The 13869-nt window shown below is 68.6% G+C and carries 13 protein-coding genes; 10 read left to right on the forward strand and 3 right to left on the reverse strand.

Translation table 11 applies throughout. From position 1 onward, the window contains the following. Positions 1-108 precede the first annotated feature (108 nt). Positions 109-1404, forward strand: a complete 1296-nt coding sequence (gene ftsY, locus VM306_RS21120) for a signal recognition particle-docking protein FtsY (RefSeq protein WP_325517667.1) — start codon at positions 109-111, stop codon at positions 1402-1404. A gap of 301 nt (positions 1405-1705) precedes the next feature. Here the strand turns inward: ftsY and VM306_RS21125 are convergent, their stop codons facing one another. After that, positions 1706-2446, reverse strand: coding sequence for an IclR family transcriptional regulator (locus VM306_RS21125; RefSeq protein ID WP_325517669.1), 741 nt, complete (start codon positions 2444-2446; stop codon positions 1706-1708). A 77-nt stretch (positions 2447-2523) separates the two neighbouring features. On the opposite strand from VM306_RS21125, the gene aceB reads away from it, so the two are divergent. The 4 genes from aceB to VM306_RS21145 all read left to right on the forward strand — a co-directional run bounded on the left by aceB (position 2524) and on the right by VM306_RS21145 (position 7034). Continuing rightward, on the forward strand, positions 2524-4008 hold the full coding sequence (aceB, locus tag VM306_RS21130; RefSeq protein ID WP_325517671.1) for a malate synthase A: 1485 nt from the start codon (positions 2524-2526) through the stop codon (positions 4006-4008). Continuing rightward, positions 4008-5177 carry a DUF6986 family protein gene (locus tag VM306_RS21135; protein WP_414672425.1) on the forward strand — a complete coding sequence of 390 codons (1170 nt, stop codon included), beginning with the start codon at positions 4008-4010 and terminating at the stop codon, positions 5175-5177. Before aceB ends, VM306_RS21135 begins: the two co-directional genes overlap by 1 nt. Positions 5178-5252: 75 nt before the next feature. Beyond that, the gene (locus VM306_RS21140) at positions 5253-5720 is read left to right on the forward strand and encodes an Imm1 family immunity protein (protein WP_325517675.1); all 468 of its coding nucleotides are present in this window, start codon (positions 5253-5255) and stop codon (positions 5718-5720) included. A 30-nt stretch (positions 5721-5750) separates the two neighbouring features. Beyond that, a complete protein-coding gene (locus VM306_RS21145; protein WP_325517676.1) occupies positions 5751-7034 on the forward strand; it encodes an FAD-dependent oxidoreductase in 1284 nt (427 codons plus the stop codon). Here VM306_RS21145 and pucL read toward each other — a convergent pair. Then, the gene (gene pucL, locus VM306_RS21150) at positions 6961-7839 is read right to left on the reverse strand and encodes a factor-independent urate hydroxylase (protein WP_325517679.1); all 879 of its coding nucleotides are present in this window, start codon (positions 7837-7839) and stop codon (positions 6961-6963) included. The two genes, VM306_RS21145 and pucL, sit on opposite strands and share 74 nt — an antisense overlap. A 5-nt stretch (positions 7840-7844) precedes the next feature. Further along, on the reverse strand, positions 7845-8366 hold the full coding sequence (gene uraD / locus VM306_RS21155) for a 2-oxo-4-hydroxy-4-carboxy-5-ureidoimidazoline decarboxylase (RefSeq protein WP_325517681.1): 522 nt from the start codon (positions 8364-8366) through the stop codon (positions 7845-7847). Between the two features lie 94 nt (positions 8367-8460). On the opposite strand from uraD, the gene VM306_RS21160 reads away from it, so the two are divergent. The 5 genes from VM306_RS21160 to allB form a co-directional block, all read left to right on the forward strand. Continuing rightward, a complete protein-coding gene (locus VM306_RS21160; RefSeq protein ID WP_325517693.1) occupies positions 8461-9207 on the forward strand; it encodes a hydroxypyruvate isomerase family protein in 747 nt (248 codons plus the stop codon). Next, entirely contained in the window at positions 9204-10076 is an 873-nt protein-coding gene (locus tag VM306_RS21165; RefSeq protein ID WP_325517683.1) for an NAD(P)-dependent oxidoreductase, read from the forward strand. The genes VM306_RS21160 and VM306_RS21165 overlap by 4 nt, the downstream gene beginning before the upstream one ends. A 3-nt stretch (positions 10077-10079) precedes the next feature. Continuing rightward, a complete protein-coding gene (gcl, locus tag VM306_RS21170) occupies positions 10080-11780 on the forward strand; it encodes a glyoxylate carboligase (protein ID WP_325517685.1) in 1701 nt (566 codons plus the stop codon). Between the two features lie 41 nt (positions 11781-11821). Then, positions 11822-12817: a glycerate kinase gene (locus VM306_RS21175; protein WP_325517687.1), complete on the forward strand. Its 996-nt coding sequence runs from the start codon at positions 11822-11824 to the stop codon at positions 12815-12817. A 5-nt stretch (positions 12818-12822) separates the two neighbouring features. Continuing rightward, on the forward strand, positions 12823-13869 hold a 1047-nt coding region (gene allB / locus VM306_RS21180), incomplete at its 3' end, for an allantoinase AllB (protein WP_325517689.1).

Here is a 13869-nt window from a genome sequence, read left to right on the forward strand (position 1 = left end):
TGGTCTATTCCACACTGCAGGCGGGCGCAAGGGCTGTGGTGAAATCTTCGCCTAAATGAGCAGCAGATGGTTGACGGGTCACATGCGGGCCTGTGAAACCATGGTCCCGTGTCGACGTCTTCCCTTGTCCTGATCCTCGTCGTAGTAGCGGTCGTGCTGATCGCCGCGCTGGTGACCGGCGTGGTGCTGACGCGTCGCCGCCGCATCAGCCTGACCCAGAAGGAGGAGGGGCCTCGCCCCGGCGCGTACCAGGCTTCGTCCAGCATCTCGCTGGCCCCCGCCGCGCCCGACTCGACGGTCGCCGAGGCCGTCGTGGTGTCCGAGACCCCGGTTGCGCATCCAGTCGCACACCCGGTCGCCGATCGAACCGAGGTGGACGGTCAGCCCGGTGTCGGTGACGACGCCTCGGTGCCCCGTGACTCGGAGAAGCGCGGCTTCGTCGAGATCGACCTGCCCGTCGAGGCGTCCGAGGTCGAGGAGATCGAGCCGACCTCCGGCCGCCTGGAGCGGCTGCGCGGGAAGCTGTCGAAGTCGCGCAACGCGTTCGGGACCTCGCTGCTGGGGCTGCTCGGCGCCGGTGACCTGGACGAGGACTCCTGGCAGGACGTCGAGGACACGCTGCTGATCGCGGACCTCGGCGCCGCGCTGACCGCCGACATCGTGGAGACCTTGCGTTCTCGGATCGTCGCTTCCGGGGTGCGGACCGAGGCGGAGGCTCACGCTTTGCTGCGGTCTGTTCTGGTTGATGCTCTTGAGCCGAAGATGGACCGGTCCCTGAAGGCTCTGCCGCATGCCGGGAAGCCGGCTGTTCTGCTTGTCGTCGGCGTCAATGGCGTGGGCAAGACGACTACTACCGGCAAGCTTGCCCGGGTACTTGTCGCCGATGGGCGCACGGTGTTGCTCGGGGCCGCTGACACGTTCCGTGCTGCTGCTGCTGATCAGTTGGAGACCTGGGGCAAGCGGGTCGGGGCTGAGACCGTCCGTGGGCCTGAGGGTGGGGATCCTGCTTCTGTTGCCTTTGATGCTGTCAAGCGTGGTGTTGATGCCGGAGTTGACACCGTTTTGATCGACACCGCTGGGCGGTTGCACACCAAGGTCGGGCTCATGGATGAGCTCGGCAAGGTCAAGCGTGTGGTGGAGAAGCAGGCTGTTGTTGATGAGGTTCTGCTTGTTCTGGATGCGACCACCGGGCAGAACGGGTTGACCCAGGCTCGGGTTTTCGCTGAGCAGGTTGCCATTACCGGGATTGTTCTCACCAAGCTGGATGGCACGGCCAAGGGTGGGATCGTTTTCCAGGTTCAGCGCGAGCTCGGGGTGCCGGTGAAGCTGGTCGGGCTTGGTGAGGGGGCTGACCACTTGGCTCCGTTCGAGCCTGGCGCCTTTGTGGACGCCTTGCTTGGATGATCTTGTCGGACCCCCTGAGTAGGTTGAGTTGTAGGGGTTCCCAGGTCGGGGGGACGCCTGCGGTCGCATGCGTATGTGCGCGTTCTGGCCGTGGCGTCCCCCTGTTTCGTTGACGGGTTCCTGTTTTGGGGTTTCCCCAGGGGCTCTGCCCCGGACCCCCGGCAATCTGGTCGGGGGACCGCGCCGACCGTGGGGTGATGGCACGCCTGGTGCGTTGGGCGGCTGCGCGTTGCGTTGGTGGTTGCTGAGAGCTTCGCTCAAAAGCCGGACTGCCCGCCTTCGGCTTCGCGGGTGCCTCGCCCTAGCTTGGCTGGTCTGCCAGGCGTTTTGCCACTGCCAGCACTTCCGGGAGGATGCGGTTCACCGCGTCCTTCGTCAGCCTGCCCTCTGGGCCCGACACCGATACCGCTGCCAGCGTTGGACCGCCCAGTACCGGCACCGCTATGCAGCGGACGCCCAGTTCCTGTTCGGACTCGTCCAGCGCGAAGCCTCGTGCTGCGATCTCGTCCAGTTCGGTCAGCAGTGTGGTGGCGTCTGTGATCGTGTTCGACGTGTAGGCCGGTAGGCCCGTGCGGTCCAGTAGGGCTCGGACCTCGTCTCGCGGTAGTTGCGACAGCATCGCCTTGCCCACGCCTGTGCCGTGGGGCAGCAGGCGGCGGCCTACCTCTGTGAACATGCGCATTGAGTGCTTTGAGGGCACCTGTGCCACGTAGACGACCTCGTCGCCGTCCAGTACTGCCAGGTTTGCCGTTTCTTCCACCGAGTCGACCAGTTGGGAGAGGAATGGTCTTGCCCAGGTGCCGTATTGGCGGGAGGCGGTTTCGCCCAGGCGGATCAGGCGGGAACCCAGGGTGTAGCGGCGGTTGCTGTTCTGGCGGACATAGCCCAGCGTGACGAGGGTGCGGATCAGGCGGTGGATTGTGGGCAGGGGGAGGCCTGATGTCGCTGCCAGCTCTGACAGGGAGGCTTCTCCGCCTGCGTCTGCCAGGCGTTCCAGCAGGTCGAAGGCTCTTTGCAGGGACTGCACGCCACCTGTGGACACGGTGCGGCTCCTCTCATTGCAGTTCCGCAATGCAAAAACTATAGTCCACACAGCAAAACCGAGAGAGGTGGATGCAGGTGCAGGTCCTCAGCGAAGAGGCTCTTGAGTTCGTCGCCAAGCTGCACGAGGCGCACGCCGGTCGCCGGGACGAGCTGCTCGCCCTGCGGGCTGAGCGGAGGCCTCTCGGGTTTCTCGACGAGACGAAGCACGTGCGTGACGGCGAGTGGCGGGTGGCTGAGGCGCCTGAGGCGTTGCGGGACCGTCGTGTGGAGATCACCGGGCCTACCGAGCGGAAGATGACGATCAACGCGCTCAACTCCGGTGCGAAGGTGTGGCTTGCGGATCTCGAGGACGCGAACACACCGCATTGGGACAACGTCGTGCAGGGGCAGGTGAACCTGTACGAGGCTGCGCGGGAGACGATCGAGTTCACCTCGCCCGAGGGCAAGGAGTACCGGCTCAAGGGCGGGCCCTACCCGACGATCGTCGTGCGGCCGCGCGGGTGGCATCTTGACGAACGCAACTTGCAGTTCGGGGGCAGGAACGCCGTTGGCGCGTTGGTCGACTTCGGGCTGCACTTCTTCCACAACGCCGAACTCGGCAAGCCCTACTACTACCTGCCGACGATGGAGTCACACCTCGAGGCGCGGCTGTGGAACGACGTCTTCACCACGGCGCAGAAGCTGAAGGGCGTTCCGCACGGCACCATTCGCGCGACGGTGCTCATCGAGACGATTCCGGCCGCGTTCCAGATGGAGGAGATCCTCTACGAGCTGCGCGACCACGCGTCCGGGCTCAACGCCGGCCGGTGGGACTACCTGTTCAGCGTCATCAAGTACTTCCGCGACGCTGGCGCTGACTACGTGCTGCCGGACCGCAACAGTGTGACGATGACGGCGCCGTTCATGCGCGCGTACACCGAGCTTCTGGTGAAGACGTGTCACAAGCGCGGGGCCTTCGCCATGGGTGGCATGGCGGCGTTCATCCCCAACCGGCGTGATCCTGAGGTCACCGAGAACGCGCTGCGCAAGGTGCGCGAGGACAAGACGCGCGAGGCCACCGATGGTTTCGACGGGTCGTGGGTGGCGCATCCTGATCTCGTGCCGATTTGCCGTGAGATCTTCGACGGGGTGCTGGGGGACCGGCCGAACCAGGTCGACAAGCAGCGGCCGGAGGTCTCCGTGACCGCCGCGCAGCTGCTGGACTTCAAGTCCGCGGGAGGTGCCGCTACGCGGGCGGGGCTGGAGAGCGCCGTCGACGTCGGGGTGCGGTACATCGCGTCGTGGCTGGGTGGCAACGGTGCTGCCGCCATCCACAACCTGATGGAGGACGCGGCCACCGCGGAGATCAGCAGGTCGCAGATCTGGCAGTGGATCCACAACGAGGTCGTGCTCGACGACGGCACGCAGGTCACCGCGGACGCCGTCCGCGAGGTGCTGGCGCGGGTCGGCGATGAGCTCGAAGGTCCGCACGTCGAGGCCGCCGTCGAGCTGTTCGAGCAGGTCGCGCTGTCCGAGGACTTCGTCGACTTCCTCACACTGCCGGCGTACGAGCGCATCTGATGTACCGGACATCGCTGTCACCCGAGGACATCGCGCGAGTGACAGCGCGTCTGTCCACTGTGGAACGCGTCTGGCCGGTGGGCCGTCAGCCCGTGCACACGTGCTACGTGCCCGCCGGCCGGATCATCGGCACCACGGTCGCCGACTGGGGCCGCGAGGCGCTGGAGTCGATCGAACCGGACCTGCTCCCGGAGCTGCCCGAAGGCGTGCTTGACCGGGTCGAGGCCAAGCTCCGGCGCGAGCCGGTCGAGGACCTGCGGATCGACTTCGAGGACGGCTACGGCTCGCCAGAGGACGACGTCGAGGACATGGACGCCGAGAGCACGGCGAACCTCGTGTCGCGCTGGGTCGAGGACGGCACCGCGCCGCCGTCGTTCGGGCTGCGGATCAAGTCGTTCGACACGGTCGAGTCGCGTGAGCGCGGACTGCGCACGCTCGACATCTTCCTGACGGCGCTGGAGGAGGTGCCGCCGGGTTTCGTCATCACCTTCCCGAAGGTGACGTCGGCCGAGCAGGTCGAGGTGTTCGCGGACGTCCTGGACCTCTTCGGCGGGGACCTGGGGTTCGAGATCCAGATCGAGACCACCCAGTCCATTGTGGATTCGCAAGGACGGCTCGCGATCCCGCGGTTCATCGAGGCCGGTCGCGGCAAGGTGACGGGGTTGCACTTCGGCACCTACGACTACACGGCGGGCTGCGGGCTTTCCGCGGCGCAGCAACACCTGGCGCACGGCGCGTGCGACTTCGCGCGGCACGTCATGCAGGTCTCCGCCGCCGGAACCGGAGTGCGGCTGTCCGACGGTTCCACGAACGTGCTGCCCGTCGGCGACCAGAAGCAGCACGGCTGGGATACGCACTACCGGCTCGTGCGGCGTTCGCTGGAACACGGCTTCTACCAGGGCTGGGACCTGCACCCGGCGCAACTGGTGACGCGCTATGCGGCCGTCTACGCTTTCTACCGCGAAGGCCTGGAGGCCGACGCCGCGCGGTTGAAGTCGTACGTGGAGCACGTCTCCGGAGGCGTTCTGGACGAGCCGGCGACCGCCCAGGCGCTGTCGTCGTTCTTCCTCCGCGCGGTGGACTGCGGTGCGCTCGACCCGGCGGAAGTGCAGGTCGCGACCGGTCTCGACGAGACGGGGCTGAGGAGCCTCGCAACACGGTCGGGCTGAACGGGTCATCACCCGTTCGTGTGGTTCTGTCCGCGGCTGTCGAATGTTCCGGGCGATGGGTGCAGGGTGGCTCGCATGAGCATGCGTGCGGGCCTCTGGACCGGCCTACCCGACCTCGACTCGGCGGAGCGCAGGTACCAGGTCGTCGCGTGCGAGGCGGACGTGGACACGCTGATCAGGCTGCTCGCCAGGCCCGAGTGCAACGACGGCTCGCTCGACCACTTCGGCCGGCCGCTCACCGCCGACGGCGACCCGGACCACAACGTCGTGCTCGCCGTGCGCGGTGCGTGGGGCTACATGTACTACGTCGACAACTCCTTCATGGGCTGGCCCAAGGGGTCTGAGGAAGCGCCGTACGTCAACGAGAAGTACACGGACTTCCCGCCCGGTGTCGGTGTTCCGCTGGGGCTGTACAAGCAGCTGCTGGTCGAGTTCATGACGACCGGCGAACGGCCGGCCGGTGTGGACTGGTACCACGAGGCGGACCTGTTCCACTCGTGGCGTGATCAGCAGATGTCCCTGCGTACGAGCGAGAACCGCTGAGCTTCGGCTGATCGCTGGTTCAATGGCCCGATGAAGGCTGTGGTGATCGGTGGGGGAATCGCCGGCTTGCTCGCCGCTCGGGTGCTGACCGAGACGTGCGACGACGTGGTGGTGCTGGAGCGGGACGAGCTGTCCGACGAGGTCGAGTACCGGGCAGGCGTGCCGCAGGGCAGGCATGTGCACGGGTTGCTGGTGCGCGGCGGCGAGGTGCTGGAGGAGCTGTTCCCCGGACTGCGCGAGGAGCTCGTCCGGGCGGGGGCGTCCCTCGCCGACGCGGGCGACATGCGGATCCTCAACCCGCTCGGCTGGCTCGCCACGGCGCACACGGGGATGCCGTTGCTCTCGTTGAGCCGCCCGCTGCTGGAGACCTGCGTCCGGCGCCGCGTCACGGCCCGGATCGTGGACGGTGTGCACGTCACGGGGCTGTCGTTCCGCGGTGGTGACGTGGACGGCGTGCTCACGCGGGACGGCAAGGTGGACGCGGACCTGGTCGTCGACGCGTCCGGCAGGTCGTCGAAGCTGGCGGCCTGGCTGGCCGCCGCGGGGATCACCACGCCGGAACCCGAGGTGGTCGACTCGCGCACCGGGTACGCGACCCGGATCTACACCGCGCCGGAGGACTTCCCCGTGGCGTACGCGGAAAGCCTGTCCGCGCCGAACCTGACCCGGGGCGTCGCGGCGATGCGCGTCGAGGGCGACCGGCTCATGGTCACCGCGCAGGGTGCCGCCGGTGATCACCCGCCGCGCGACCTCGACGGGTACCAGGAGTTCCTGGACTCGTTGCGGGTGCCGATCTCCGAGTTGCTCGCCGACGCCGAACCGCTCACGCCCGTCTACCTGTTCGCCCGCACGGCCAGTCGCCGCAACGCTTTCGAGGACACCGCGAACTGGCCCGGCGGGCTGGTGGCGGTGGGAGACGCGGTGTGCGCGTTCAACCCCGTGTACGGGCAGGGGATCACGGTCGCGGCGATGGAGGCGCTGTTGTTCCGGCGGCACGGCGACTTCAGCGCCCGCGGCTGCCGGGCGTTCCAGCGGAAGGTCGCGCGGACCTCGAAGGGGACGTGGGCGATGTCGAGCAACGCCGACCGCGGCTGGGTCGAGACCAGGCGCCGCGGCCTGCTCGGCTGGTACCTCGGGAAGTGGCAGGCCGGGATCGTGCACGACCCCGACCTGTTCCGCCGCTTCGTCCGGGTCGTGCACATGGTCGCGACGCCGGCGAGCCTGTTCAGCCCGGTGGTGTTCAGAAGGCTGGCAAAGTACTCCAGGCTTGACCCGCGCCGGGGGCGTCGTCGCGGAGCACAGAGCCCTCGATGAGGCCGTACGGGCGGTCCGCGGCGTAGAAGACCTCGTTGTCGTTGTCCAGGCCGAACGGGCTGAGGTCCACCGGGAAGTGGTGCTTGTTCGGCATGGAGAGCCGCACCTCGGCGACCTCGGGGTGCGACTGGAGGACGGCCTCGCCCATCGCGTACAGCGTCTGCTGCAACGACAGGGAATGCTTGTCCGCGAACGTCTTCAGCATCACCGAGCGGATCTCGGCGAACGACTTCGCCCAGTCCGCCTCGGTGCCGGCATAACGCCAGCGGGCCGTCACCGACGTCGCCAGGATGCGGTCGTCGGTCTCCTTCAGCGTCGTGTACGGGTCCTTCGGATAGCCGTGGAACTCCGACCCCGTCGACTTGAGCACCACGAGGTCGCGCACGCCGGAGACGACCCACGCCTCGGAGCCGCTGATCGTCACGGCCGTGGTGCGCTTCTCGTGGGAGCCCTGGACGAACGCGTGGTCGTGGCCGTCGATGCGGTTCCACGAGTGCTCGTCGACCAGGATGCGCGCGCCCGTGATCGGTTCCTGCGAGCTCACGAAGTGGCGGCCCAGGCGCAGGGCGAAGTCCTCGATCTCGCCGACCGGGGCCTGCTTGGCGAAGGCGTAGACCGTGTTCTTCTGCGTGTCGGTCGCCAGCACCTTGGCGTTGTCGCCGGTGAGGTGCGTGTCGGCGAGGTCGCCGCGCAGCGAGGTGCTGACGGTCAGGTCCTTGATCGTGTGCACGGAACCGTTGCGCGACACCGTGACGAGGCGGTTCTCCGCCTTCCCGTACTGGTTCGGGCCCAGGACGATGGCCATGTTGATCAGCTCCCGATCAGCTTCTGCAGCCGCAAGGCGGCGATCTTCGCGAGTTCGTCGTTGACGACGCGGAGTTCGGCGTCCGGCGGGTTGTCCATGCGACTGGACAGGTTGCCGAGCATCTCCGCACCGCTCAGGCCGGTCGCGCACACCAGGTAGATGTGCCCGAACCGATCCTCGTACGCGGCGTTCGCAGCCGCCAGGCGGTCCGCCTCTGAGCTGTCCACACCGGACTGTTCGGACCGCGACCAGGTCGCGGACACCCCGCCCGTCCTCTGCCGCTCGCCGATGCGCGGGTGCCCGGCGATGGCGCCGAGCACCTCCTCGTCGGAAAGCCCTTGTGCGGCAACGGAAGAAGCCGCGAGGAGAGCGTCAACCGACGCGTAGGGCCGGCCGGCCATGACCGCGTCGACCCAGCGGGGCACCGCGAGGCACTCGGTGAGCAGAGGCCGGAGCTCGGCCTCCGGGGCGCTGTTGAAGCTGTCCACGGCTCTCCAAGTTTCTGTATCGCGGAATCTAGTTTCCACATTCTTGACCGACGCCTTCCGGGATGTCTAGTGTCTCCGTAGTACGAAATATAACTTCCGCAATGTGAAATCTTTGGGGGAAGGCGACCACGCGATGTTCGACGCAAACCTGTCCATGCTCTTCACCGAACTGCCGTTGCTGGAGCGCCCGGCAGCGGCACGGGCCGCCGGGTTCGACGCGGTCGAGATCTGGTGGCCGTTCGCGGAGGCCGTGCCCGAGACGCGCGAGATCGAGGCGTTCGAGAACGCGATCATCGACGCGCGGGTGCGCCTGGTCGGCCTCAACCTCTTCGCGGGCGACATGCCCGCGGGCGACAGGGGCCTCGCGAGCTGGCCGGGCCGGGAGACCGAGTTCCGCACGAACGTCGAGGTCACCGTCGCCATCGCGGCTCGCCTCGGCTGCCGCACGCTCAACGCGCTGCACGGCAACTTCGAGACCACCGCGCAGACCGTCTCCAACTACCGCTTCGCCGCCGACGTGGCGGCCGAGTCAGGCGTCCAGCTCGTGGTCGAACCGCTGAGCGGCGCGCCGAGGTACCCGATCAGGACCGCCCGACAGGCGTTCGACCTGATCGACGAGATCGACCGCGGCAACGTGAAGCTGCTCGCCGACCTCTACCACCTCGCCACGAACGGCGACGACCTCGACATCCTCGCCGACCACGTCGACCGCATCGGTCACGTGCAGATCGCCGACGCTCCCGGACGTGGTGAGCCCGGCACCGGCGAGCTCGACCTGTTCGGGCACATCGCGAAGCTCCGCGCCAACGGCTACTCCGGCTTCGTCGGCGCCGAGTACAAGCCCGTCACCCACTCCTTCGCCTGGAGGGACAACGCATGACCCGGCCAAAGGGATCCACCGTTGCTTTCATCGGACTCGGCATCATGGGCTCGCCGATGGCGGCCCACCTCGTAGCCGCGGGACACGACGTGACGGGCTTCGACCTCAGCTCCGCGTCGCTGGAGAAGCTCACCGCGGACGGCGGCAAGGCCGCGTCGAACGCGCAGGAGGCCGTGAGCGGCGCCGAGGTCGTCATCACGATGCTGCCGAACCACCCGCAGGTCGAGGCGGTGATCGACGAGGTGACGTTCGACGACGGCACGTTGCTGATCGACATGAGCACGATCCGCCCGTCCACGTCGATCGAGATCGCTCGCGAGCTGACCCACGTGCGGGTGCTCGACGCACCGGTCAGCGGTGGTCAGACCGGTGCGGTCCAGGCGTCCCTGAGCATCATGGTCGGCGGCACCGAGGCCGACTTCGCCGCCGCCAGGCCGTTCCTGGAGGTCGTCGGCAAGACGGTCGTCCACGTCGGGCCGCACGGCGCCGGCCAGGTCGTGAAGGCCGCGAACCAGCTGGTGGTCGGCGGCATCTACGCGTTGGTCGCCGAGGCGATCGTGCTGCTGGAGGCGTCCGGCGTCGACCCGAAGGCGGGCCTGGACGTGCTCGCGGGCGGGCTCGCGGCGAACCGGATCCTCGACCTCAGGCGCGAGTCGATGATCGCCCGCGAGTTCCAGCCCGGCTTCCGGATCGACCTGCACCACAAGGACATGGGCATCGCACTGGACGCGGCGCGCGCCGCCGGCATCGCGCTTCCGGTCACCAACCAGATCGCCGCACTGGTCGCGGCGGCACGCGCGCAGGGGTACGGGTCGCTCGACCACTCCGCGCTGCTCAAGGTCATCGAGAACTTCGCGGGAAGGGCCTGACACATGCCGAAGATCCCCGTCATGCAGGCGGTCGTCGAGGTCCTCAAGTCCGAGGGCGTCGACACCGTGTTCGGCTGCCCCGGCGCCGCGATCCTCCCGCTGTACAAGGCGATGGAGCAGGACGGCACCATCGAGCACCTCATCGTGCGGCACGAGGAGGGCGCAACGCACATGGCCGACGGCTGGTCGCGCACGACCGGCAACGTCGGTGTCGCGATCGGCACCTCGGGTCCCGCCGGCACCAACATGATCACCGGCCTCTACACCGCGCAGGCCGACTCCGTGCCGATCCTGTGCATCACCGGCCAGGCCGCGGTCTCCAAGCTGCACCAGGAGGCGTTCCAGGCCGTCGACATCGTCTCGATCGCCGCCCCCGTCACGAAGTGGGCGGTACAGGTCAAGGAAGCCGCGCAGATGCCGTGGATCTTCCGCGAGGCGTTCCGGATCGCCCGCTCCGGCCGTCCGGGCCCGGTCCTGATCGACCTGCCGATCGACGTGCAGAAGCAGGAGATCGAGTGGGACCCGGCGATCGACGAGCCGTTGCCGGTGCAGAAGAGCGCGCCGTCCGACGCACGGGTCGAGCGCGCGCTGGAGATGTTGCTGGCCGCCGAACGTCCGTTGCTGCTCGCGGGTGGCGGTGTCATCCTCGGCGAGGCGTCCTCCGAACTGCTGGAGCTGGCGGAGTTCCTGCAGATCCCGATCCAGGCCACGTTGATGGGCAAGGGCGCGATCGACGAGGACCACCCGCTCTACGCGGGCATGACCGGCATCCAGACCTCGCAGCGCTACGGCAACGCGTCCTTCCTGGAGTCCGACCTGGTGCTGGCGCTCGGTGCGCGGTTCGGCGACCGGCACACCGGTGACCTCACGACCTACCGAGGTGACCGGAAGTTCATCCACGTCGACGTCGAGCCGACGCAGATCGGCAAGGTCTTCGGGCCCGACCTCGGGATCGTCGCCGACACCAGGCTGTTCCTCCAGGCGCTGCTGGAGAAGGCCCGCTCGAGGGGCCCACGTGCGGCGGGTGAGTGGGTCGACCGCTGCCAGGAGCTCAAGCGGACCCTGCTGCGGCGCGAGGACTTCGACACCGTGCCGGTCAAGGCGCCGCGGGTGTTCAAGGAGATCAACGAGTTCTACGGCCCGGACACCTACTTCGTCACGGCCATCGGGCTCTACCAGATCTGGTCCGGCCAGCACCAGAAGGCGCACAGGCCGCGCCGCTACCAGGTGTGCGGCCAGGCCGGACCGCTCGGCTGGGAGATCCCGGCCGCGATCGGGGTCAAGAAGGCCAGGCCGGACGCCGAGGTCGTCGGCATCGTCGGCGACTACTCGTTCCAGTTCCTGGTTGAGGAGCTCGCGGTCGGCGCCCAGTACGACGTGCCGTTCGTGCTGATCATGCTCAACAACGAGTACCTCGGCCTGATCAGGATGGCCGAGGACCACGGCGGCTACGACATGAAGTACGAGGTCGACATCCACTACGACACCACGGGCTCGGACAACGTCAAGATCATGGAGGCCTACGGCTGCTCCGGCGTCCGCGTGGCCGATCCGGGCGAGATCCGCGGTTCGCTGGAGTGGGCGCGCAAGGAGGCCGACCGCACGCGGCGGCCGGTGCTCGTGGAGATCATGATCGAACGCGAGGGCAACACCGCGAACGGCACGTCGATCGCCGCGATGAAGGAATTCGAGCCCGTCCCGTGAGTCGAGTGGTCCCGGGAGTGGTCCCGGGAGTGGTCCCGAGAGTGGTCATAGCGCCGGACAAGTTCAAGGGATCGCTCACCGCCCCGCAGGTCGCCGCCGCCGTCGCGCGCGGCCTGCGGGAGGCGGTCCCGGACGTGGACGTGCGCCTGGTCCCGGTGGCCGACGGCGGCGACGGAACGGTCGACGCCGCCGTCGCCGCCGGGTTCCTGAGGGTCGGGCGCTGGGTCACCGGGCCGGTCGGCAAGCCGGTGCCCGCGTCCTTCGCCGTGCGGGGCACGACCGCCGTGGTCGAGGTGGCCTCGGCGGCCGGGCTGACGCTGCTGGAGGAACCCGCGCCACTGGACGCCACCAGTCACGGCGTCGGTGAGCTGCTGAAAGCCGCGCTGGACGTCGGTTGCTCCACGATCGTGCTCGGGCTGGGCGGCAGCGCGTGCACGGACGGTGGCGCGGGGATGCTCGAAGCGCTGGGCAGGACGTCGTTCGACGGCGTCGACCTGGTGCTGGCCTCGGACGTCGACAATCCGCTGCTCGGCCCCTCCGGCGCCGCGGCGGTCTACGGGCCGCAGAAGGGGGCTTCACCCAGGCAGGTGGAGATCCTCGAAGCGCGGCTCGCCGAGTTCGCCCGGCGCATCGGACCGGAGTACGCCTCACTGCCCGGCGCGGGTGCGGCCGGCGGGATCGGGTTCGCCGCTCTCGCGGTGCTGGGTGCGCGGTTCCGGCCGGGCATCGAGGTCGTGCTGGAGCTCGCCGGGTTCGCCGAGGCCGTCGCCGGCGCGTCGCTGGTGATCACGGGCGAGGGCTCGCTGGACGCGCAGACCAGGCACGGCAAGGCGCCGTACGGGGTCGTCAGGGCCTCGGGCGACGTGCCGGTGGTCGCGGTGGCGGGCCAGTGCTCGGTCGAACCCGGTGACCTCGGGCTCAAGGCCGCCTACGCGCTGCTGGACGTCGAACCGGACGTCACGCGGTGCATGGCGCTGGCCAAGGAGTTGTTGCACGTCCTCGGCGGTCGCATCGCCCGCGACTGGGTGTCAGAGTGAGGGACATGGACCTGGTCTTCCGCGCCCGCAGGGCCGTCACACCGCAGGGCGAGATCGCGTGCGACGTCGGTGTCGTCGACGGCAGGGTCGTGGCGGTCGAGCCGCGCATCGACTCGCCGAACGTCGTGCACCTCGCGGACGACGAGGTGCTGCTGCCCGGCCTCGTCGACACGCACGTGCACGTCAACGACCCCGGCCGCAGCGAGTGGGAGGGCTTCGAGACCGCCACCAGGGCCGCCGCGGCCGGGGGCGTCACGACGATCATCGACATGCCGCTCAACAGCATCCCGCCGACGGTCGAGGTGGAGGCGCTGGAGATCAAGCGCAAGGCCGCGGCGACCGTCTCGGTGGACGTCGGGTTCTGGGGCGGGATCGTCCCCGGCAACCTGGCCGACCTGAAGCCGTTGCACGACGCCGGGGTCTTCGGGTTCAAGTGCTTCCTGCTGCACTCGGGCGTGGACGAGTTCCCCGCCGTCACCACCGACGAGCTCGAGGCCGCCCTGCGGCGGCTGGCCACGCTCGACGCGTTGACGATCGTGCACGCCGAGGACGCGCACACGGTTCGCGACTCGGAACCGGACTACGCGGGGTTCCTGGCGTCACGGCCGCGCGAAGCGGAGAACAAGGCGATCAGCGATGTCGTGGCGTTGACCCGCAAGACCGGCGCGCGCACGCACATCCTGCACCTCTCGTCGTCGGACGCGCTCTCCATCCTGGAGGCCGCCAAACGCGAGAGCCTGCCGATCACGGCCGAGACGTGCCCGCACTACCTCACGTTCACGGCCGAGGAGATCCGCGACGGGCAGACGGAGTTCAAGTGCTGCCCGCCGATCCGCGAGGCGGAGAACCGCGAGGCGTTGTGGCAGGGCCTGCGCCACGGCGTGATCGACCTGGTCGTCAGCGACCACTCGCCGAGCACGGTGGAGCTCAAGCAGGGCGACTTCGCCACGGCGTGGGGCGGCATCGCGTCACTGCAGCTCGGCCTGCCCGCGGTGTGGACGGGCGCGCGGGAACGCGGCTTCCAGCTCACCGACGTCGTCCGCTGGATGGCG

Origin of the sequence: Lentzea sp. (genome assembly GCF_035525475.1) — a bacterium.
Classification (GTDB): domain Bacteria; phylum Actinomycetota; class Actinomycetes; order Mycobacteriales; family Pseudonocardiaceae; genus Lentzea.